Consider the following 21,623-nt stretch of genomic DNA (forward strand, 5'->3'; position numbering starts at 1 on the left):
GTCCCATCGATATCGCCGAGGCGAATGCGGCGCGGGTCGAACTTGTGCGAGTCATCGAACAGCGGCGCCTTGGTCATCTGGACCTTGGCGCCGAACCGCCCTCGCCCGAGGTTCGGCCAGTAGCAGATGCTGCCATTGCGTACGCGCACGATGTCGGGCAAACCGTCCCCGCTCATGTCCGCCACGAAGATCGCCTGCGTCATGTCCGCGAAGACGAGCGTCGGGCTCTTGTCCTCGTCGTAGGTTTTCGGCAGAACCCGCGGCGGCCCCCACCCGCCCTTGCCGAGTGACGGATACCAAAGCTGCACGTGATCCGTCGTAACCAGGATATCGTCGAGCCCATCGCCGGAAAGGTCGATGAAACGGACCCGCGGGTCATTCCAGTTGACGTTCGGCTGCGAAGGGAACGGCATGAACGGCCCCCATCCGCCCTCCGGCGTCCGCTCGTGATAACCCGAGGTTCCCTCCGGTGTGAGCTCCACGAGGCATTGCCGCCCCTCGCTCCCGACGTCGAGGAGCTGCGCTCCTCCGCCCGACGCCATGGCCGGCCGGCTCGCAAGCAGGCGCGCCGGGGCGAGGTGCCCGTCGCCGAGGTTTCGCTTGTAGTAGAACGCCCCCTGCTGCTCGCATAACACGCCGGGAATCCCCTCGCCGTCAAGGTCCACCCAGCGCGCGGACTGCCCATCCACGCCGCCGGGCAGATCATCGAGGCTGCGGGGATCGAGCGATTGGACGGCCGTCTGGAGCGCGGGCAGCGAATAACCGAGTTCGAGCGGCGGCAGCGATTTTTTCGAGTAGCCGCTCTCCGTCTTGATGTATCCTGACTGCGTGACCGACACGAGCCGGACGAGAGCGGGCCCCTCGGCATACGTGAAATCGGTGGATCGCACGAGCACGGGATCCTCGCCGAGCTCGGGGAAGTGGTGGAACATCAAGGCCCGCCGACAGAGGCGGTACGTGCGAATGTCGAACGTCGATCGGTAGCTCGAAAACGGATCTTGCCGGCAAGGCCAGGCCGTCTCCTCCACGGGCGTCGGCGCCGCGGCGCCGTGCTCGCCGTAATCGAACACGACCTCGAAGAGGAACGCCTCCGCCTCGAAGGGCACCGTATTCCCATATCGGATCCTCTTCAGATAGCGGTTGACGACCGGCGCCTCCCCCGAACGCCGTTGCCTCTCGTAGATAACATTCGGCACGTTCGTGAGATCCTCGGCTTTGTAGTCGTAAACGATGACGTTCCCGAGCGCGTCCTCCGTGCGTTCGAGCAGCCACGAGAAGACCTTGGTCGACGCCCACGGGCTCACGATCCGAGCCGCCGCGGTCCGGCCGTAGATGCTCGTCACGTTGTCCTTGGTCGTGGCTCTCCAGTAGACGTTTCCGGTCGCCTTCTCCTTGACACGCTCTATCCGCGCGAAGAGACCTTCGACCCGAGGACGGTACCGCTCGACGCGCTCGTCCTCGTTCTCGAACGTGTCGCGCACCCATTCACCATCTTCGTTCTTGTCGAGCTTCGGCACGAGGTCTTCCGCCCGACAGGATGAACACGTCGGATTCACGAGCGTCCTCGTACTCGGGCAAGCCACGCTCCGTCTTGCGGGAGATCGAGGGCACGGAGAGCCGGAACCCCACACCAAAGGGCCCGTTCCCGCCGCCGGAATCATAGGCCACCGAGAGCTCGGGCCCGAACCCGCCGCGGCCCGGGGATACTGCAATTGGGACCGTGAGGGATCCCGTGCCGCTCACCAAGCTCGCCGCGAATTTTTCCCCGAGCCCTCGAACCGCACCGCCTCCCTTCGGAAGCGACGGGCTCGGGGCCTTGACCGCCTCGGGCGCGGTCGTCTTGGGCTTGGGTGCAAAGCCTTTCTGCTCCATGGCGTGCCCTCACTCCTTCCTCTTCCGGGAAGCGGCCGTTGTGCTTCATGGTCAACGCATGCCAGCCTGGCGCCCGTGATGCTGGCGCCCTTTGAACAGCATGGAACCACGCGCCCTCATTCGTGGACGTTATGCCTCGTCTGGTCGATTGTGATTCGCAGATAAGTATCCCTCCGTCCACAGAAATGACCCGGGACGGAGTCGTTCTGGAGGATATGTGGGGACGATGTGGTCCGCTTGTCGCCTGACAGGAGCGGCGCTGGACGACAAATCGGCCCTTATTGAGGTGGCGCGCGGGAATCGGGGCCGAGTTGCCTCGATGCTCGGACGTGAAACGTCCGAGCATCGAGGTCATTGAGACATCATTTCGCAAGTCAATGCATTCGAGACGCCCGAAAGCTGCCTGCCGCGGCAGGAAGGCCGCTGCAAGGCCAAGCGCCTCTTCCTCGTTCCTCTGGACTCCGATCACGGACTCGCCGACCCTGATGTCGAAGAGGGAGCACTCCGATCACAGACTCGCCGACCCCGATGTCAAAGAGGGGGGACTCCGATCACAGACTCGCCGACTCCGATGTCAAAGAGCGGGGACTCCGATCACAGACTCGCCGACTCCGATGTCGAAGAGGGGGGACTCCGATCACGGACTCGCCGACTCCGATGTCGAAGAGGGGGGACTCCGATCACGGACTCGCCGACTCCGATGTCGAAGAGGGGGGACTCCGATCACGGGCTCGCCGACTCCGATGTCGAAGAGGGGGGACTCCGATCACGGGCTCGCCGACTCCGATGTCAAAGAGGGGGGACTCCGATCACGGGCTCGCCGACTCCGATGTCAAAGAGGGGGGGATCTGGAGGGCGCTCCCGAAGATTGTGTTTTCCGCCACGCTGTCGGCGGTACAGGGAAACGCCCGCCTGGCGTCCGGTGGTCTGGAGGAGGAGATCGAGCGAAGGCCGAGGAGACGGCGCAGGACGGCGGAGCGGCGAGGCCAGGGCGGCGCGATTAGCGCGCCGGCACGATCCGCCAGATCCCAGCGGGACCCACCACCCATCCGGGCTTCGCCCCCGGCGCGATGACCGCCGCGAGCGCCGCCTCCGGCCCGACCGCGCCCGTGTCCACGCGGCGCAGCGCCTTGCCGTCCCAGCGCAGGAGCGTCGAGCCGTCTCCCACGATCCACACCTCGTTCGGCCCGGTCGCCGAGACGCCGCGCAGGACAACCGGGTGCCGCCCGCCGCCCTCGCGCCCGAGGTGGAACGCCTCCACCGTGCTCGCTTTCGCGTGCAGCAGCGCGCCGCCGAGGCCCGCCGCCCACGCCTCGCCGGGTCCCACGGCCGCCACGGAGAGCAGCGCCCCGTCGGGCCCGCGGTGGTGCGTGAAGGCGCGGCCGTCGAAGCGCACGAGCGTGCCCTCGCCCTCGGGCGACACGCGGCCCGCCACCAGGACGGTCGTGAGGGCGCCCGCGAACCATACGTCGTCATCAGCGCGGGCCGCCACGTCGGCGTAGGCCGCCGGCGGGAGGCCCGCCACGAGCCGGACGCCGCGCGGGCCCCAGGTCATCGCGCGGGGGAGGTCGCCGTCGGCCGCAGAGACGGTCCATACCGCGCCCGTCGGCGCGGCCGCGACGGCGAGCAGGTCCGGCAGGGGCATGGGCTCGGGGGCCGCGCGGCCGCCCTGGAGCCGCAGAAAGCCCTCCGCCGCGAGCGCCGCGCCCTCGCCCGCGGCGACCGGCGCGAGGCAGTGCTGGCAGCCGAGCGTCTTCGGATTGCGCTCGGTGCATTGCGCGCAGAGGTTGCAGTCGGGCTCGGGCGCATACCAGCAGAAAAAAGGACCCGGCTTGGGCGCCTCGTAGAGCAGCCGCGCGCGGGCGCCGTCGTATTCGACGATCCGCGCGCCTTCGTGTAGCCAAACGACCCCGCCCGGGCCCTCGGCAATGCCGATGGCCGTGCGGAGCGGACGCTGGCCGTCGAGGTCGAGCACCACGCGCTCCAGGCGGTAGGACGGATCGACGCCCGTCACGGGGAGCACGACGCTCGGCGCGGCGGCCGGCGGAGGGGGCGCGGGTGTGCCTTCGAGATCGGCCGCGGCCCGCGGCTCGGGCGTGACGTGCCAGAGGCCGGCCTCGCCGAAGAGCCACACGTCGCCGCGGCCGCTCCCGGTGACGGTGAGCTTCTCCGTCGGGTCGACCCCGAGGATGCGCCACCAGCGCGCGCCGTCGAAGTGCGCGACGCCGCCGAGGAAGCCCGTCGTCCAGACATCGTCGCGGCCGCTGGCCCACGTGGACAGGGCCGGGAGGGGGCCCTCGGGGGGCTCGACGTCGGCGCCTTCGCTGTGCGCAAGCGCGGAGGCCTCCAGGAGCGCGTCCTCCGGGACGACCCTGGGCGTGACGCCGCGGCCGAACGCGACGCAGACCTCGGGTTCGCTGGTGCAGAGGACCTCGCGGCCGCCCGCGCCGGATCCATGAAACAACTTCGTCCCGTATTCGATCTCGACCTTCGCGAACGTCGCGACGAGCTCGCGCCGCTCGCGGTAGGCCGCGCCGTCACGCTCGAGCACGCTCGGGCGCACCACGCCGCCGCCCGCGCGAACGCCGAGGACGAGGAGCGCGCCCGTCGGGCTGCGCGAGAGGCTCTGGGCGAAGAACCTGCTCGGGCGCGCCGGCTCGCCTTCGGCGAAGACCTCCTTGGGGAACGACATCGACGGCACGCCGAGGTCGGACCAGGCCTTGCCGTCGTCGTGAAAGAGCCGGCTGTCCTCGCTGGACGGGCCCTGCTCGGCGCGGCCGAGGACCCAGACGTCCCGGGGCCCCATCGCGACGACGGATTGGACGTGGTGAAAAGGTTGGGCGGCGCCGAGGCCCTGGCGCGCCGCGCGATGGGCCACCGTGGGCTTCCAGGGCGGCGGCGCGGGCGGGTCTTCGCCGGCCCCTTTGCCCTTCCGTTTGTCGAGGACCCGCACGCCCGCGGGAGGCTCCGCTTTTGCGCCCTCCCGCACGACGCCGCGGTCCACGGCCACGGCCCCTTCGCTCGTGCGCACGAGGAAGCCGCCCCCTGCTTGGGCTTCGATGCGGTCGACGGAGCCACGCACGCCGAGCTGGTAGAGGGGTTTTCCCGCAGCGTCGAGCGCGAGGAGGGAGCCGTCGGAGGCGCCGGTGAGCACCGTGCCGTCGATGCCGACCGCGACCTTGCGGTAGACGCCCGACGACGTCGAAAGCGAAGGGAAGCGGCGGACGCGCACGCTCCACGCGGGCTTGTCCTCCGCTCCGATCCGGGTCACGTGGTCCTCGTCCACGACGGCCACGACGCCGCCGCGCGCGTCGGCCTCGGAGATGTCGAGCAGGGGGCGCTCCTTCAGGTGGGTTCCATCGGCCGGATCGAGCTCGTGTAGGCGCTGTTTTCCCTTGGCCTGCGAGAGATCAAACGCGAACAGGCGAGGGCCGCCCGTCCCCGGCGACGCGGGCTTCGTCCCCGCGGGGCCCGGGAGGAAGAGGCGCCAGGTGAAGCTGCTGCTTTCGAGCGGCGTCCTCCAGGTCTCGCGGCCTTGCTCGTCGAGGCGGAGGGCGGCGATCTTGGACGAGTAATTCGGCCCGGGCACCCTCACGACGGCGAAGGCGCCGCCGTCCGGCGCGCCCACGACCGCGACGACCTCGTCGAGAGGCACCTCGTACAGCTTGCTGCCGTCGGGGCCGTACCCGACGACCACCGTTTTTCGCTCGGTGCCCGTGAGCTCGATCCACGGCAAGGGAGGCGCGGCCACGGGGGCGGCCACGGGCGCTGCGGTCGGCACGAGCGTGGGCGCAGGCGGGGGCGACGGCGGCGCGGCGCTGCACGCGCTCGCGAGGAGCAGGGGGACGAGGAAACGCTTCACGGCTTTTGCCCTCCCGACACGCGGAACACGGCGCCCGCGTACTCGTCCTCTTCGTCGCTGTCCGTGGCTTTTCGCAGCACGACCGAGCGGTCGGAGCCCACGGCCCAGAGCTCACCCGAGGGGCCACGCCACACGTTCTTGATGGCGAGCGGCGGCGCGGCGCGGCGGAGCGCGGCGCCATCCCAGTGGTAGAGCGCCTTCAGGCCCCAGAGCCAAAAGCCGCGACCGTCGCTCCGCACGGACGTGGCGCCGGGCGTCTCGAAGCGCTGCCCAGAGCCCTTGTCGGGGTCCCAGCGGAGGAGCTCCTCTTGGTTCTCCTCGACCGCGCCGAGGGCCCACACCCCGTCGTTCGGGTCGACCCAGAGCTCGTTCATGGACGTGAGCCCCGAGGGCCATGGCGTCCAGGCGAGGCCATTGCCCCGCCACACGAAGCCGTCGTACGTCCAGAGCCAGAGATCCCCGGGCGAACGCGCCGCGATCTCCGCGCCGGCCGAATACCCCTGGTGCACGTCCTCGGGCAGGGGCACGCGGCGGCCGTCGATGAGGAGCAGGGTCCCGCCGTACCGATTGACGAGCACGGCGGGGCCTTCGAGGCGGAGCGAGGCGCCGTCGACGGTCAGCTCGCGGGCGCCCGGGCCGTCGCCGCGCCCGGCCGAGCCGGGGTAGACGAGGTCCTCCGACCCTTGCTCGCACGACCAGCGCCCCTTCTTGCCGAGCCGCGACTCCACCATGCTCGCGCGCATGCCGCCGGTCTCCACGAAGGCGCGGACGATCACGTCGTCGGGCGTGACGCGAATCGAGGACCACGTCGTGACCGGGAGCGCGCAGCTCGGGCCGAAGGGCTGGCAACGCTCGACCGCCTGTTTCGAGCACATCGCAGGTTGCTTCGCACAGTCGACGAGCGTGCCGCAGCAGCTATCGGTGAAACATCGGGGCGCGCCCCGATCGGCGAGGCGCGCGCCGTCCCATCGAAAGACGCGACCGTCTGCCGCGAGCATCCACACATCGCGCTCGTCGCGCCCGGCTGCGTCGACGATCGTGGGCGTCTTCGGCGGCAGCACGACGGGCTCGAATCGGCCGGCGAACGCGGAGATCACGCCTGCGGACAGGTCGAGGGGGAGGGCGGGAAGCTCGTCGTCGTCGAGAAGGCTTCCGCCTTTCAGCGCGGCGCTCGGCGCTTCGGCTTTGGGGTCGGGCTTTGGCGCGGGCCGCTCCGCCGGGGCAGGGCGGGGCGAGCCGCTGCACGCGAAGAGCGCGACGAGGAGGGAGGAGGCGAGGGCGCGCGCCGGGGGCGTTGGACCGAAGGGATTCGCCATGGGCAAAACAGGAAGGTCGACGATCCCCGAAGTTTCGTCAATGCGCTCGTGAGGCCCCTCCGGCCCGAGGCATTTACGTCCGACCGGGCGCGAGCCATGACCAAGCGTGGTGGGGGGGCAGGGCCAGACGCGGGCGTACGGGCCAAGGGGGGCGACATGCAGCGGCGGACGTTCGGAGGAATCGGGCTCGTGCTCCTCGCCTCCCTGCTCGGGTGCGGCGACAGCGCGCAGAACGGGGTGTTTCCGTCGGGATCCGTGGAGGAGCGGAGGACACGCGCGCTGCTCGATCGCATGACGCTCGAAGAAAAGGTCGGCCAGATGAACCAGTACATCGCGCCGATCTACGCGCAGAGCCTCGATTCCCCCGATCCCGCCGGAAAGATCGACCCTTTGCTCGCGCAGGGGCTCGTCGGATCGTTCTTGTTCGTCACGGATGCCAGCGAGGCGAACGCGCTCCAGGAGAAGGCTTCACGCGCGCGGCTCGGGATTCCGCTGATCTTTGGGATCGACGCGGTGCACGGCCTCGCCCCCGTGCGCGGCGCGACGATCTTCCCGACGCCGATCGGCATGGCCGCGACGTTCGACGTCGACCTCATGGAGCGCTTTGGCGAGGTCACGGCGCACGAGATGCGGGTGACGGGGATGCATTGGGCGTTTTCCCCGGTCCTCGACGTGGCGCGGGATCCGCGGTGGGGCCGGACGGCGGAGACGTTCGGCGAGGATCCGTTCGTCGTCGCGGCCATGGGCAGCGCCCTCGTCCGCGGGTTGCAAGGCCCGGATCGCGCGCATCTCCGGGTCCTCGCTTGCCTCAAGCATTTCCTCGGGCCCGGGTTGCCGCTCGGCGGCCGGAACATGGGGCCCATCGAGGTCTCGGAGCGCGCCTTGCGCTCGACGTTTCTCCCGCCCTTCCAGGCCGGCGTGGAGGCGGGGGCGCTCTCCGTGATGGCCGCGTACAACGACGTCAATGGGGTGCCGAGCCATGTCTCCGAGGAGCTGCTCACGAACGTCCTCCGGCACGAATGGGGGTTTCGGGGGTTCGTCGTGAGCGACTGGGAGGGCATCGAGATGCTCCACACGACGCACCACGTGGCGGCGTCGCAGAAGGACGCGATCCGGCAGGCGGTGCTCGCGGGGGTGGACATGCACATGCACGGCGAGGGGTTTGCGGAGCCGCTCGTCGAGCTCGTGCGCGAGGGCGCGGTCGGCGCCTGGAGAATCGACGAGGCCGCGGGGCGTATCCTGCGCGTCAAGCGCGCGCTCGGCCTGTTCGAGCGTCGGTACGTCGACGTGGCGCGCGCCGGCTCCGTGCTCGCGTCGCCGGGGCACCGCAAGGTGGCCCTGGAGGCGGCGCGGAAATCGATCGTGCTCTTGCGGAACGAGCAGGACCTCCTGCCCTTGCGCAAGAACCTGAAGAAGGTCCTCGTGACGGGGCCCAATGCCGACAATACGGCCTTGCTCGGCGACTGGACGGCGCCCCAGCCCGCGGAGAACGTGATCACGGTGCTGGAAGGCATTCGCGCGGCGGTCTCGCCGCAGACGGTGGTGCACTTCGTGGATGCGGGGCGGGTGTTCGAGGAGACGAACGAAGCGATCCAGCGCGCGGCGGACGAGGCCCGCGGCGCCGAGGTGGCCATCGTGGTGCTCGGGGAGAACGAGACACGCTACGACGACCGCGGCGTGCTCGATCGGCGGCGGCGCGAGCGCACCGGCGGCGAGGGCGCCGATCGCGCCGATCTCACGCTCGTGGGGCGGCAAATGGATCTCGTCCGCGCGATCGTCGAGACGGGCACGCCGACGGTCGTGGTGCTCGTCAACGGCCGTCCCCTCGCCATCCCCTGGATCGCCGCGAACGTCCCCGCCGTGCTCGAAGCCTTCGAGCCGGGCCTCGCCGGCGGCCAGGCCGTCGCGGAGGTGCTCTTCGGCGACGTGAGCCCGAGCGGCCGGCTGCCGATCTCGATTCCGCGAAGCGTGGGGCAGTTGCCCGTCCATTACGATCACCCGCGATCGGCCGAGAGCCCTTACGTGGACGAGAGCTTCGAGCCGCTCTACGGATTCGGCCACGGGCTCAGCTTCACCCGGTTCGTGTATACGGACCTGCAGGTGCCCGAGCGAACGAGGCGAGGGGAGGACGTCGTGATCTCCGTCGTCGTGCGCAACGCAGGGGCGCGCACGGCCGACGAGGTGGTGCTCCTGTTCGTGCGCGACGTCGTCGCCAGCGTGACCCGGCCCGTGCGCGCGCTGCGCGGCTTTCAGCGGGTGCACCTCGCCCCGGGGGAACGCCAAGTCGTGCAGTTCCGGCTCCCCTTCGTGTCGCTCGCCGTGCACGATCGGCGCATGGAGCGGGTCGTGGAGCCGGGGACGTTCGAGGTGTCGATCGGCGGCCTGCGCGGGTCGTGGGTCGTCGAGCGAAAGTGACCTCGATCCACGACCCACGGGCCTGCCGCTCGTGTAGCCTGGCATCGTGGATCGCCTTCTCGCTCTCCCCTGGTCGACGCTCGGCGTCGGGGCGCTCTCGCTCGTGCTTTGCCTCGTGCTCTTCGTCGCGTGGATCCTCGCACGGAGGCCGGTGCAGCGCATCGACGCGATCGTCGCGGGCCGCGGTCCCCTTCGGCGAGGAGCCGCCAGCATCGGCGGCGAGGTGGAGCTCGCGCCGGACGAGCCCGTCGCGCTCGACGTGAAGATCACGCAGACGGGGGCGCCCAAAACGATCTTCACCTCGCCGAAGGAGAACGTGCGGGATGTGCGCCGCGTGCACTACATGAAGTGGGAGACGGTGGGCGAGGAGGTCGTGGCGCGTCCCTTTTTCGTGCGGCGCGCCGACGGCGAGCGTGTCCGGGTCGAGCCGCCGCCGAACGTGAAGTTTCGCGGCAAGATGGATGTCTGCGTCGAGCACACCGAGCACCTCTGCACCTTCGAGGCGCGGCTGCGTGCGGGGGACAAGGTGTACATCGAGGGGACGTTGTCGCGGCCCGAGCCGCGGCCCCGGCCGCCGGAGGCAGAGCCGGAGCCGGCGCCGGCGCCGGAGAGGAAGGGCGGCGGCGGGTATCGCACGGCGGCCCCGCGGGAGCGGCGGGAGCGGGAGGAGGTCGCCGCCGAACCGCCGCCGATGTGGGTCCTCGGTCCGCCGGAAGGGAAAACCATGCGAATCACGCGGCAGCCTTTCCAGCGGCCGATCCCCGGCGCCGCCGAGCGACGGCGCCTGCACGAGCTGGGCATCGGCGTCGGGGTCGTCGCGGCGCTCGGCGTGCTCACGCAGATCTTGCTGCAACTGCCGCTCGTGGAATGGGCGTACGATGTGATCGCCGTCGCCGCGGGCGTGGTGCACCTGCTCGCCGCGGGGATCTTCCTCGAAACAAACACGCTCACCGAGCCTGAAGAAGGGCTCACGGCGGCGGTCACCCAAAAACGCGCCGTACGCCCGACCGTCACGCCGTGGCCCTCGCCGAGCCTCCCGGGCGCGGGCCCGTTCGCGGGGTCGAGCGATCCGGACGCGGGGCGCGGGACCGGCGTGGACGAGAATGGCGAGCCCTATGGTAGGATTGGCTAGGTTCGTCCGATGAAACGTGCTCCGTTCTGGTTCCTCGCGCTCGTCGCTGCGTGCGGCGGCGCCCCCGCCTCGCCTTCGGCCCCTTCCGCCGGATCCGCCTCTCTCTCCGCGAAGGCCACGCCCGGGGATCTGCCGGCGGCTTCGCTCCTGCCACGGCCGACGTTCGACCTCCCGGCCGCCGCGGGCCCGGCCGCGTCGCTCGCGGACGTCCTCCGGGCGAGCCGCAGCATCGTCGTTGGCACGCTCTCCGACATCCACGCGGTGACGCGTCCTTGCGCGGTCGACCTCGTCGTCGACGTGCGCCCGGAAATGCACCTCCTCGGCGAGGTGTCCCGGGGACACGAGCCGCGCCCGTTTCGTTCCCCCGGGCCGCGGAGAAGGAGGGGTGCGAGCGCAGCCCGCTCAGGTATCGCGGCGCCCCGGCGCTGTCGCGCCTCGCCGTCGGGCAGCGCCTCGTCTTTTTCGTGGGCGGGCGTCGCGAGGCGGAGCGTAATCCTGCGCTCCCCGCGCCGCGATGGCATGCGCAGGGCCTCCATGATCCCCCCCTCGACGGCGACGACCTGCTCGGGGTCGCGGACGTGGACGAGATCCCCGCGATCGTGCGCCAGCGCGGGCCGCTCGTCACCGACGCGCAGCTCGCGCCCCTCGCGGGAAAACCGTCCTTTCGGGTCCAGGGCGACGTCGCGATCGACGCCGCGACGGGCCTCGCGTGGCAGCGGGACGTCGCGAAGACCGAGCTCGGGATCGTCGCGTCCACGCGCCATTGCGAGAACCTCGTGCTCGGGGGCCATGACGATTGGCGCTTGCCTCGTTCCTTCGAGCTCGCCTCCATCATCGACCACGGCCGCGGCAGCCCCGCGCTCGATCCCGCGGTGTTCCGAGGCCCGCCCGAAGGCCTGCTCTGGGCCAGCACCGAGGACGCGGGCGCCCCTTGGGTCCTCGACGTCGCGGATGGCAATCTTCATTCGACCCATTACGACGATCCGAGCCCGTACGGGAAATACAACGTCCGCTGCGTGCGCTCCGCGGAAGGCCCCTCGCTGCGCGCCGCGCTCCCCTTCGCGCGGTACCGGCGCGCGGGGGGGATCGTCGAGGACGCGCTCCAGCGGCTCGGTTTTTCGGGGACGATCGCCGCGCCCATGCGCTGGGCGGAGGCGAACACGTTTTGCGCGGCGAAGGTCGAGGCCGGCCACGACGATTTCCGGCTGCCGACGGTGCGCGAGCTCGTCAGCTTGTCCGAAGCGTACGATTGCGAGGAGCTCTGGAAGGACGAGCCGGAGGGGGAAGATGGCCTCTGGACGTCGACGCTCGATCCCGCGGACAAGAGCCACGCGTTCCGGGTGCGAAGCCTCTGCTCGGCGCAGTCCTGGGCCGAGCCGACGGTCGGGCCGCCCGTGCTCGCGATGGAGGGCGAGGACCACGCGCGCTTCCGGGCCCTGTGCGTGCGCGACCTGCCGCCGATCCCCAAGGCCGGGGCCCAGGTGCAGAGCCGCTACCCGAGCGGCCACGTCTTCGCCGAGGGCGCATTGCGGAACGGGAAACGGCACGGCACGTGGACGTACCACCACGATCAGGGCCTCCCGTGGATGCGCCTCGAATACCGGGACGGCGTCCTCGACGGGACATTTTCGGTTTTCTATGACAGCGGCGAGCGGCTCGCTGAAGGCGCGTTCGCCGCCGGCGCGCCGGCCGGCACGTGGACGCATTTCGACGTGCTGGGCCGGCGCGCGTCCGTCGTCGCGCACGAGCGAGGCGAGCGGTCCGGGCGCTCGACGACGTACACGCCCGAGGGGGCGAAGGTCGCGCGCGAAGAGACCTTCGCCCGAGGCCTCCGGCAGGGGACCGTCGTCGAATACGACGAGGAGGCGGGGACGAAGACACGCGTGGCGCACTACGAAGCCGGCCTCCGCGAGGGCCCCGTCGAGACGTTCCACGCGAACGGGGCGCGCGCCATGGTCGGTCAGTATCGAGGCGACAAACCGGACGGCACGTTCACGCGGTTCCACGCGAACGGCGCGCGCGCGGCCGTCTTCTCGTTCCGCGGCGGCGCGATCGACGGCCCGTACGCGTCCTGGCACCCGGACGGCAAGCCCTATGAAAAAGGCGTGTATCGCGACGGCCTGCGCGACGGCGCTTGGACCGCGCTGTATCCCTCGGGCAAGCGCGTTGCGGAGGGGCATTACCAGCGAGGCACGGGGACGCTGCGGGAGTTCTACGAGAACGGCAAGCTCCGGTCCGAGCAGCCGCAGGTGGGAGGGCTGCGCGAGGGGTTGACCGTATTTTTCCGAGATGACGGCTCCAAGGACCACGAGGTCGGCTTCTCCGGCGACACCCTCCACGGCATCTGGCGCGAATACGACCCGAGCGGGCGATTGACGTTCGAGCGGCACTTCGAAAAGGGTCGGGAGCACGGCCCCTACGTGCGGTTTCATGCGAATGGCCAGAAAGACGAGGAGGGCTCCTATGCGCACGGGCTGCATGTCGGCCCCTACCGGTGCTGGGACGAGGAGGGCAAGCTCTCCGAGGAGGGCGAATACCAGGGCGGCCTGCGCCACGGGACGTGGACCGATTTCGTCGACGGCAAGCCCGTCCGGCGGAGCTTTTACGAGCGAGGGGTCGAGGTGCGGGATCCCGAGTGGGTGAGGTCCCGCTGATCGCCGCCTCGGGCCGCTCGGTTCAGGTCGCTTGACTTTGTAAGTCAGTCGCCTTGAAGCTCCTCGCCGAAGTTCTGGTACGTTGGGGATCGGATCATGGCCAGCCCGAGGAAGCAGACGCACGGAAACGAGACCCGCGAGGTCATCCTCGCCGCCGCCGAGCGGCTCTTCGCCGAGCACGGCGTGGCGGCGGTCTCGAACCGGCAGGTGAGCGAAGCGGCAGGGCAAGCGAACAACTTCGCCGTCGGATACCACTTCGGCACGAAGACCGACCTCGTGCTGGCCATCGTACGCCGGCACGCGCCCTCGATCGAGCAGCGGCGCGCGGCGATGATCGCGGCGATCAAGGGGTCGTCGGAGCTGCGCGACTGGGTCTCTTGCCTCGTGCAGCCCACGACCGAGCACCTCGCCGCGCTCGGCAGCCCGACCTGGTATGCCCGCTTCATCGCCCAGGTGACGACCGATCCCACCCTGCGGCAGCTCGTGATCGACGAGGCGATCGCCTCGGCGTCGATGCAGGAGATCATCCAGGGGCTCGACCGGATGATGCCGGTCCTGCCCGCCGAGGTGCGCGAGGAGCGCGCCGACATGGGCCGGCAGCTCATCGTGCACATGTGCGCCGAGCGCGAGCGCGCCCTGCAAGCGGGCACGGCCACGCCGCGCGCGACGTGGGAAGAAGCCGCGGTGGGGCTCGTGGATGCCCTGGTCGGGTTGTGGCAGGCTCCCTTCACCCCGACGAAATGATCGAGCGACCTGGCACGACAAACCAAGGGAAAGGAAACATCGACATGCGCGTAATCGTGGACGAGGACAAGTGCTGCGGGGCAGGGCAGTGTGTGCTGCTCGCGCCGAAGGTGTTCGACCAGCGGGACGACGGCATCGTGATCCTGCTCGACGAATCACCCGCGAAGGAGCTCTACACGGTCGTGCGTGAAGCGGCGACCGTGTGCCCCGCGGCCGCGATAAGGCTGGAAGAAGACGAATGACGACGCCGACGAGCGTGCTCGTCGTGGGCGCCTCCGCAGGCGGCTTGTCCGTCGCGGAGGCGCTGCGGCGCGAAGGGTTCACGGGCAGCCTGACGCTCCTCGGCGCGGAGCGGCACTTGCCCTACGACCGGCCGCCGCTCTCCAAAAAGGTGCTGGGCGGCGCCTGGAAGCCCGAGCAAACGCAGCTCCGGCCCGAGAGCGCGCTCGCGAAGCTCGAAGCCGAATTCGTGCTCGGCGACCCCGCGGTGCGCCTCGATGTGGGCGCGCGCGAGGTCACGACCGCCTCGGGGCGTGGCCTGCGCGCGGACGTGATCGTGCTGGCCACGGGCCTCGAACCACGCCGGCTGCCGGGGCAGGAAGCCTGGGCCGGCGTGCACGTGCTGCGCACGGTCGACGAAACGCTCGCCTTGCGGGCCGATCTGCTCGCGGGGCCGCGGGTCGTCGTCGCGGGCGACGGCGTGCTCGGCACGGAGATCGCCGCGACCGCGCGCGGCATGGGCCTCACGGTGACGGTGGTCGGCCCGCAATCGGCGCCGCTCGCGAGCCAGATCGGATCCCAGGTCGGCGGGTATCTGGCGAAGCTGCACGTGGATCAAGGGGTCGAGCTGCGGCTCGGGATCGGCGTGGCGGAGCTCGTCGGCGCGGCGGGGCGGGTCTCCGGAGTGCGTCTGGCGAACGGCGAGGTGTTGCCCGCGGACGTGGTGGTGGTGGCGATTGGCTCGCGCCCAGCAACGGGATGGCTCGCGGGGAGCGGGCTCGTGCTGGGCGATGGAATCGTGTGTGATTCACGGTGCCAGGCGGCGGCGGGCATTTACGCGGTCGGCGACGTGGCGTTCTGGCACCACGAGGGGTTCGGCGCGGGCATGCGGCTGGAGAACCGAACGAATGCCGTCGAGCAGGCGATGGTGGTGGCGGCCAACATCCTCGGCAAGGACCGGCCGTACACGCCGGTGCCGTATTTCTGGACCGATCAATTCGACGCCAAGATCCAGGTGCACGGCTTCCTGCCGGCCGACGCCGAGGTGGCGATCGTGGAAGGGGATCCCGCGCTGCGGCAGTTCGTCGCGCTTTACGGGAGCCGCGGGAAGGTCACCGGGCTGGTCGGGTGGAACATGGTGAAGCAGACCCGGCAGCACCGGCAACACGTGGTGGAGGGGACGGCGTGGAGCGAGGTCGTCGCCGCGGCGCGGGTGGCCTCGACCTGAAGCGCGTCAGAGCGCCTCGATGAGGCTCACTTTCCAGAGCGAGCAGGTCTCACGTTTGCCCCCGGCCGGCGAGCGTCCGCCGGTGATGCGCACCTTCGCGCCCACGCCCACCACCTTGCCGTCGCTCGTGTGGAGCTTGAGGTCCTTGTCCGAGAAGCTCTTCGGCAGCCGCTCCATCTGATTCTTGCTGTCGCCGACGGGCACGTCGGCGTTGACGCGTTTGCCCTTGCCGTCGGGCTCGGCGAAGAGGTTGAAATCGCACGTGTCACTGCAAACTTTCACCGAGCTTCGCAGCGGTCCGACGTAGCCCTCGATCGCCACTTTCTTCGTGACGTTCAGGCCCTTTTCCATGGTGGGGTCGAACTCGGCGCTGCACACGTTCTCGAACGTGACGGGCGTGCCGGGCTTGGGCTTCTCGCAGCCGAGGCCAAGGGTCACGAGCAGGGCCGCGGCGGCGAGGCCAACGGGGAGGCGGGTCGCTGGAAGACGCATCGTACCGCGGACGTTATCCGAAACCGGTCGGCGCGTTCACATCTTTGTGCACCTCTCTCCCATCGTGGTACGGACGACATCTCATGCGGCGATTTCTCGGCTCGATGCTCGCCCTCGCGCTCGCTCCTCTGGCCTCGGCCGACGCTGCGCCGAAAGAGCCTCGCGCGGGGCTCGCATATTACGCGAATCCGCGCACGCTCTCCCACGTGGCCGCGAAATTCGGTCTTTCGGTCGACGAGATCGCGCGGCTGAACGGCATCAAGAACAAGGACACGTTCCATCGGTACGGGCTCGTCTTGCCCGACGTGCCCTCGACCCGAAAGCTGCCGCGTTACGTGCCGTGGACGCCGGCACGAAAGCGCGTGGCGTGCCCGGTCACGCCGTGGAAGTTCGTCGCGACCACCGCGGGGAAGGGCTGTACGGATGCCTATTGCGGGACCGGCCCCGACGGCGGGCGAGCGTGCCTGTGCCGCGACGATCAGGGCGATACGTCGATGGTCCTCACCACGAACGGCAAGTCCCTGCGCCTGCCCATGGACGTCTCCTACTTCAATCCGTGGGGATCGAGCTTCGTGGACGTGGCGTCCGCCGATCTCGACGGCGACGGCTCGCCCGAGGTGATGCTCTCGGTGCTGCGAGCGGTCTCGAATGGGCTCGGCCAGGAGTATCGCCCGCTCATCGTCGTTCGCGACGGCCAGGAAATGCTGCGCTACGACAGCGGCATGTTCACCGCGAAGACGGCGCTCGTGCGCGTGGGCAAGCAGTGCCACCTAGCCACGGCCCACTGGGAAGAAGTGACCCATCCCCTCAAAGGGCCCGCCCTTCACCTCGTGGAGCGCACGTTCGACCCGACGAACCTTCGTGTCGACCGCGAGATCACGGGGATTCGCGCCGGCGAAAGCAAGATCTACGAGCTTCCTTTTGATCCGCTCGCCCCACGCACCCTGCCCACGCAGTCGGGCACGGTGGTCAAGATCTTCCGCGAAGACGTCGGCACGACGATCAAAATTCGCACGGCCTCGGGGACGAAGATCCTGCCCAATGCCCGCCTCGGCGACGCGAGCACCGGGCGCGTGCTCCCCTTGGGCCTTGTTCCGAGCAAGGTCCCGAAGGGAGAAGCGGTCTTCGGTCGCTCGCACGATTCCGATATCGTGTGGCTGCCCGACCCGAGCAAACGATAGTTGTCAGCGCGGGTGGCGTTGCGCGGCGAATTGCTCCACGCGCGCCTTGCTCCAGATATCCATCATCCAGCCCGGGTATTCGGCGCGCAGCTTGCTCACCTCGTCGAGCAGCTTCCGTTCCTCGGCGTCCAAGGTCACGTCGACGGAGGCGAGCGTGTCGCTGAGCTGATCGACACGTTTGGCGCCGAGGATGACACTCGTGACGGTCTTCTGGTGCAAGAGCCACGCAATGGCGAGTTGCGCCACGGTGACCCCTTTGCGCGTCGCCATGGCGGCGAGCGCGTCGACGATGTCGTACCCGCGCTCGGGATCCACAGGCGGAAACGCGAACGCCGTGCGGCGGCTGCCCTCGATCTCCCGCTGCGCGCGGGTGTATTTGCCGCTCAGGAACCCCCCCGCGAGCGGGCTCCAGACGAGCAGGCCGAGGCCCTCGCTTTGCAACATCGGCACGATCTCGCGCTCCAGATCCCGACCCGCGATCGTGTAATATGCCTGCACCGAGGCGATCTTCGCGAAGCCATGCAACGCCGAGAGGCCGAGCGCCTTGGCCATTTGCCAGGCCGCCCAGTTGGAGACGCCGATGTAACGGACGAGCCCTTGGCGCACGAGATCCGAGAGGGCCTCGAGCGACTCCTCGATGGGCGTGGCCGGATCGAAGCCGTGGAGTTGATACAGATCGATGTGATCGAGCTGAAGCCGTTCGAGGCTCGCGCGGGCGGCGTCCAGGATGTGACCCCGCGAGGAGCCGTGGCTGTTCGGGCCCCGACCCGCCGGGCCGAAGACCTTGGTGGCGACGACGATCTCGCTGCGCCGGACGCCGAGGTTCTTGAGCGCCTGGCCCGTGATACGTTCGGACTGACCTTCCGAATAGGTGTCCGCTGTATCGAGGAAATTGACGCCGGCTTCGAGCGCCTTCGCCACGAGCGCGTCCGCCTCCGCTTGCTGGACCTGGCCGAGGAAACCAAAGGGCCCCTGTCCGCCGAACGTCATGGTGCCGAAGCAAAGCTCCGAAACATAAAGACCGGTGCTCCCAAGCTTGTTGTAGCGCATGAATCACGACCTCCGACGCAGGGTATAGCCGTGCGCCTACCTTTCGAGTAGACTCCACGATCGGAAAAGGCTCATGAGCCACGTTCAACGATGAGACGAGAAGACTGGCCCGATCTCGTGGCCTTCGTGGCCATCGCCGAAGAGCAGAGTTTTACGCGGGCCGCGGCGCGCCTCGGCGTGTCCACGTCGGCATTGAGCCACGCCATGCGCGCCCTCGAAGAGCGCGTCGGCGTGCGCCTCTTGACCCGCACCACCCGCAGCGTCGCCCCGACGGACGCGGGCGAGCGGCTCCTCGCGACGTTGAAGCCGGCCCTGGACGACGTCGCGTCGGCGGTGGAGTCGCTCGGGACCCTGCGTGAAAAGCCCGCCGGGCACGTGCGCCTGACGGTGCATTCGCTGGCCATGCGGTCGATCACGCCGCGCTTGCCCGCGTTTGCCCGCGCGTTTCCCGACGTCGTCGTGGACATCACGGTCGACAACGAGAGGACCGATATCGTCGCGCACCGCTTCGACGCCGGCGTTCGTTTCGGGGAGCTCGTCGACAAGGACATGGTCTCCGTGCGCATCGGCCCGGACGAGCGCGGCATCGTGGTCGCCTCGCCGGCTTATTTCGAGCGGTTTCCTCCGCCGAAGAAGCCCCAGGACATCGCCAAGCATCGTTGCCTCTGCGCGCGGCTCTCGCCCGGGGGGCCCCTCTATCGGTGGGAGCTCGAAAAACGGGGGCGATCCGTGCGCGTCGCGGCGCCGCCGGTCTTCATCACGAACGACAGTGACGCGCTGCTCGCGGCGGCGCTCGCAGGGATGGGCCTCGCCTATGTGATGGAGTCGGTCGCGTTTCCGTACCTGCGTTCGGGCGCGTTGGTCCAAACGCTCGAGGATTGGTGTCCGCCGTTTCCGGGGAGCTTTCTCTATTATCCGAGCCGCCGCCAGCTCACGCCGGCCTTGCGGGCGTTGATCGAGGCGCTCCGGTACCCCGCGCCGGCCGGTCGGGAGGGTTAGGAGACGAGCGCGAAGGTGACCGTCAAGGGCAAATGGTCCGACGGCTCGCTCGCGGACGGCATCACGGTATCACGGCGGAGGCGCGGGAGGACGCCGGGGCGTGGGTCGAGCCGGCCAGTGGAATGAAGCAGATAATCGATTTTGCGCGGGCGGCCGTTGATCGCGGTCGTGTCCCACGGTCGCTGCGCTTGGCAGCTCTCGGCGAGGCCACGTTCGTAGGCCGCGGCGAGCACCACGCTCTGCGAGGTCGCATTGAAGTCCCCGGCGACGAGCCAGGTGACGTCGGCGGGGGCGGCGTCGCGGGAGGCGAGGAGCTCGCGCATCTGGCGGTACCCGAGGTGCTCGTCGGTCGGCGTGCTGTCGGGTTGCCATATCAGGTGGGTCGTCGCGACGTGGAGGGGCCGGGAATCCACGGTGAGGCGCGCGATGAGCGCGAGGTCGTCGTCGCCCGGCCGGTGCGCCTCGAAATGCAGCACGTCGTGGCTGTGCCAAGCGAAGACCGCGCGACGCGCGAACAGGGCCGAGCCTTCGCGGCGGCCGGTCCGCTGCGCGTAGGCGCTCGCGTGGGTCGCGTCGAGGCGGGCGCAAAGCGCATCGTACAAGTCGCGCTCGACCTCCTGCAGGCACCAAAGGTCGGACCCGAGGGCGTCGATGCGCGCGAGCAGGCGGGCGCGGCGGGTCGCAGGATCGAGCGCGTCCGCCGGCGAGTCCCGGTAGCGATCGGGCCGCATGTAGCACTGGGCGAGCACGTTGTAGGTCGTGGCCGAAAAGGTCGTCGTCATCGAGCGCAACCGTAGGGCCCCGCGGCCGCAGCGACCAGGACACGATTCCGGACATGTTCGACCTGCCGCTCGACTTGTGCGACGCTCAACCCCTCGGGTGTGCCCACGATGAAGCGCTTCGTTTGGTTTCTCCTGGCCATCGCTCCCCTCGTCGTGGTCCCCGCGGCGTTCACCGCGGTCCTCGCCACGGGATCGCCCGTCCTCCGTGCCACGATTCCCATCGAGGCCCACGCGCGAAATCACTGCACGTGGCACTGCCACAACCACGGCTGCAACCACGCGCCGCACCTCCCGCGCGCGCTCGCGGGCGACGAGGGTGTGTACGGCGCGACGATCGCAGGCCTGAAGGCCGCGGGGAAGGCCGTCGTGCCCAAGGATCCCCACGTGGGCTACGGCGTGGTGAACCTCGCCGTGTTCTGTGTGGCGTGGCCGGGGATCATGTATGCGCTCTACCTCGTGGCCCTCTGGCAGCGGCGCAAGATCCGCGCGCTCCGGCGAGGTGCGCCGTGAGAGACCTCGGGATCGCCATGTACACCGCGTGCGTGGACTTCATGATTCGCGCGGCCGCGCTCGCGGGGGCGACGTACCGCGACGCGAACGCCTTCCTGTTCTTCGTGCTCTGGCCCGTGGTGACGGTCGTGCTGCTCGGGGTCGTCGCGTGGCAAGCCGTCGTGCTGCGGCGGCTCGAGCGTCGCCGATGAGACGTTCAAAGTCCGCGCGTGTGCTCCGGCCGGAGTCGGATTCGGCCGGAGAGCGCGGCGTCGATGACGTCGAGGATTCGCGCGCGATCGTGCGGGAGACGTCCCCCGATGGGCAGGTAGTTCGACGCGTGGTTCGTCCGGAAAAGCGCCTCCGTGGGCGTGGCCTCGGCAACGAAGGTGCGCAACTCGCGAAGCAAGCCGTGTACGTCTGGTAAAACGAAGCGGCCGCGTCGCTCCAGCGTGGCGAGGGGGGTGTCGGGGACGACGGTCAGCGTGAGCGCCGCGAGGTAATCGGGATCCATCGCGGTCGCGAGGCGCGCCGAGGCGCGCGCGTGCTCGTCCGTGCGCTCGGTGCCGCCTGCGCCGAGGAGGAAAATCGCCGAGGTCTTCAGGCCCGCGGCGCGGGCGCGGCGCGCCGCCTCGACGTGATCGTCGAACGAGGAGCCCTTGGCAATGCGCTTGAGCACGAGGTCGTCGCCGGATTCGGGGCCGATGTAAAGAAGCGCGAGGCCACGCTCGCGCAAGGTGCGGAGCTCGTCGCTGGTTTTCTCCAGCAAATTGGTCGCCATCGCATAACAACTCACCTGCCGGAGGTTCGGAAAGGCGCGGCGGCAGGCGTCGAGGAGGGGGAGCCAATGGTCGAGGGGCAGGACGAGGGCATCCCCGTCGGCGACGAAGACCTTTTCCACGTGGTCGCCGAAGGCCGCGCCCGCGGACGTGATGTCGTCCAGGGTCTCGGCGAGGTCGCGGATGCGAAAGGTTTTGTCCCGGTACATGTCGCAGTACGTGCACTTGTTCCAGGAGCAGCCGATCGTGGCCTGCAAGATGTACGAGTGCGCCTCGCTGGGCGGACGGTAGAGCTTGCCTTCGTAACGCATGGCCGCGAGGAGCCTACCATGGCGAGGCGGAATCTCATCGTGAAGCCGCTTCGCTGGGGCTTTGCCCCAGGCCCCACCCGGGGCTGTCCGCCCCGGGG

Annotated in this window: 16 protein-coding genes and 2 pseudogenes; 11 read left to right on the plus strand and 7 right to left on the minus strand. The window is 69.6% G+C overall.

Annotated features, from left to right (window positions below):
* Window positions 1-1,872: pseudogene (locus tag E8A74_RS38590) on the minus strand (SpvB/TcaC N-terminal domain-containing protein); the annotation flags it as partial.
* Window positions 1,873-2,721: 849 nt separating this feature from the next.
* On the opposite strand from E8A74_RS38590, the pseudogene E8A74_RS56130 reads away from it, so the two are divergent.
* Window positions 2,722-2,820 (plus strand): annotated as a pseudogene (locus E8A74_RS56130) (dihydrofolate reductase family protein); the annotation flags it as partial.
* A gap of 52 nt (window positions 2,821-2,872) precedes the next feature.
* On the opposite strand, the gene E8A74_RS38600 reads toward E8A74_RS56130, so the two are convergent.
* Both E8A74_RS38600 and E8A74_RS38605 read right to left on the minus strand, forming a co-directional pair.
* Complete coding sequence (locus E8A74_RS38600) at window positions 2,873-5,734, minus strand: hypothetical protein (RefSeq protein WP_136934110.1); 2,862 nt, start codon at window positions 5,732-5,734, stop codon at window positions 2,873-2,875.
* Window positions 5,731-7,050 (minus strand): hypothetical protein, encoded by a 1,320-nt coding sequence (locus tag E8A74_RS38605; RefSeq protein WP_136934111.1) that lies wholly within the window; start codon window positions 7,048-7,050, stop codon window positions 5,731-5,733. Before E8A74_RS38605 ends, E8A74_RS38600 begins: the two co-directional genes overlap by 4 nt.
* Before the next feature lie 156 nt (window positions 7,051-7,206).
* On the opposite strand from E8A74_RS38605, the gene E8A74_RS38610 reads away from it, so the two are divergent.
* From E8A74_RS38610 to E8A74_RS38635, 6 genes are all read left to right on the plus strand, one after another.
* Window positions 7,207-9,465 carry a glycoside hydrolase family 3 N-terminal domain-containing protein gene (locus E8A74_RS38610; protein WP_170229696.1) on the plus strand — a complete coding sequence of 753 codons (2,259 nt, stop codon included), beginning with the start codon at window positions 7,207-7,209 and terminating at the stop codon, window positions 9,463-9,465.
* Window positions 9,466-9,511: 46 nt separating this feature from the next.
* Window positions 9,512-10,597, plus strand: a complete 1,086-nt coding sequence (locus E8A74_RS38615; RefSeq protein ID WP_136934113.1) for a hypothetical protein — start codon at window positions 9,512-9,514, stop codon at window positions 10,595-10,597.
* 464 nt (window positions 10,598-11,061) lie between these two features.
* Entirely contained in the window at window positions 11,062-13,251 is a 2,190-nt protein-coding gene (locus E8A74_RS38620) for an Lcl domain-containing protein (RefSeq protein WP_136934114.1), read from the plus strand.
* A 96-nt stretch (window positions 13,252-13,347) separates the two neighbouring features.
* A complete protein-coding gene (locus E8A74_RS38625; RefSeq protein WP_136934115.1) occupies window positions 13,348-13,995 on the plus strand; it encodes a TetR/AcrR family transcriptional regulator in 648 nt (215 codons plus the stop codon).
* 44 nt (window positions 13,996-14,039) lie between these two features.
* Window positions 14,040-14,237: a ferredoxin gene (locus E8A74_RS38630; protein WP_136934116.1), complete on the plus strand. Its 198-nt coding sequence runs from the start codon at window positions 14,040-14,042 to the stop codon at window positions 14,235-14,237.
* A complete protein-coding gene (locus E8A74_RS38635; RefSeq protein ID WP_136934117.1) occupies window positions 14,234-15,442 on the plus strand; it encodes an NAD(P)/FAD-dependent oxidoreductase in 1,209 nt (402 codons plus the stop codon). The genes E8A74_RS38630 and E8A74_RS38635 overlap by 4 nt, the downstream gene beginning before the upstream one ends.
* Window positions 15,443-15,448: 6 nt before the next feature.
* Here the strand turns inward: E8A74_RS38635 and E8A74_RS38640 are convergent, their stop codons facing one another.
* Window positions 15,449-15,934 (minus strand): hypothetical protein, encoded by a 486-nt coding sequence (locus E8A74_RS38640; RefSeq protein ID WP_136934118.1) that lies wholly within the window; start codon window positions 15,932-15,934, stop codon window positions 15,449-15,451.
* A gap of 83 nt (window positions 15,935-16,017) precedes the next feature.
* Here E8A74_RS38640 and E8A74_RS38645 point away from each other — a divergent pair, with 83 nt between their 5' ends.
* Window positions 16,018-17,115 (plus strand): LysM peptidoglycan-binding domain-containing protein, encoded by a 1,098-nt coding sequence (locus E8A74_RS38645; RefSeq protein ID WP_136934119.1) that lies wholly within the window; start codon window positions 16,018-16,020, stop codon window positions 17,113-17,115.
* 3 nt (window positions 17,116-17,118) lie between these two features.
* On the opposite strand, the gene E8A74_RS38650 is transcribed toward E8A74_RS38645, so the two are convergent.
* Window positions 17,119-18,165 (minus strand): aldo/keto reductase, encoded by a 1,047-nt coding sequence (locus E8A74_RS38650; protein ID WP_136934120.1) that lies wholly within the window; start codon window positions 18,163-18,165, stop codon window positions 17,119-17,121.
* 90 nt (window positions 18,166-18,255) lie between these two features.
* Here E8A74_RS38650 and E8A74_RS38655 point away from each other — a divergent pair, with 90 nt between their 5' ends.
* On the plus strand, window positions 18,256-19,164 hold the full coding sequence (locus tag E8A74_RS38655) for a LysR family transcriptional regulator (RefSeq protein WP_136934121.1): 909 nt from the start codon (window positions 18,256-18,258) through the stop codon (window positions 19,162-19,164).
* Here the strand turns inward: E8A74_RS38655 and E8A74_RS38660 are convergent.
* Window positions 19,161-19,946 (minus strand): endonuclease/exonuclease/phosphatase family protein, encoded by a 786-nt coding sequence (locus tag E8A74_RS38660; protein WP_136934122.1) that lies wholly within the window; start codon window positions 19,944-19,946, stop codon window positions 19,161-19,163. The genes E8A74_RS38655 and E8A74_RS38660 overlap by 4 nt on opposite strands.
* A gap of 108 nt (window positions 19,947-20,054) precedes the next feature.
* Between E8A74_RS38660 and E8A74_RS38665 the strand changes: the two genes are divergently transcribed.
* Both E8A74_RS38665 and E8A74_RS38670 read left to right on the plus strand, forming a co-directional pair.
* On the plus strand, window positions 20,055-20,456 hold the full coding sequence (locus E8A74_RS38665; RefSeq protein ID WP_136934123.1) for a hypothetical protein: 402 nt from the start codon (window positions 20,055-20,057) through the stop codon (window positions 20,454-20,456).
* Window positions 20,453-20,647, plus strand: a complete 195-nt coding sequence (locus E8A74_RS38670; RefSeq protein WP_136934124.1) for a hypothetical protein — start codon at window positions 20,453-20,455, stop codon at window positions 20,645-20,647. Before E8A74_RS38665 ends, E8A74_RS38670 begins: the two co-directional genes overlap by 4 nt.
* 5 nt (window positions 20,648-20,652) lie before the next feature.
* On the opposite strand, the gene E8A74_RS38675 is transcribed toward E8A74_RS38670, so the two are convergent.
* Entirely contained in the window at window positions 20,653-21,525 is an 873-nt protein-coding gene (locus E8A74_RS38675; RefSeq protein WP_136934125.1) for a radical SAM protein, read from the minus strand.
* Window positions 21,526-21,623: the final 98 nt, after the last annotated feature.

The organism is Polyangium fumosum, assembly GCF_005144585.1.
Classification (GTDB): domain Bacteria; phylum Myxococcota_A; class Polyangia; order Polyangiales; family Polyangiaceae; genus Polyangium; species Polyangium fumosum.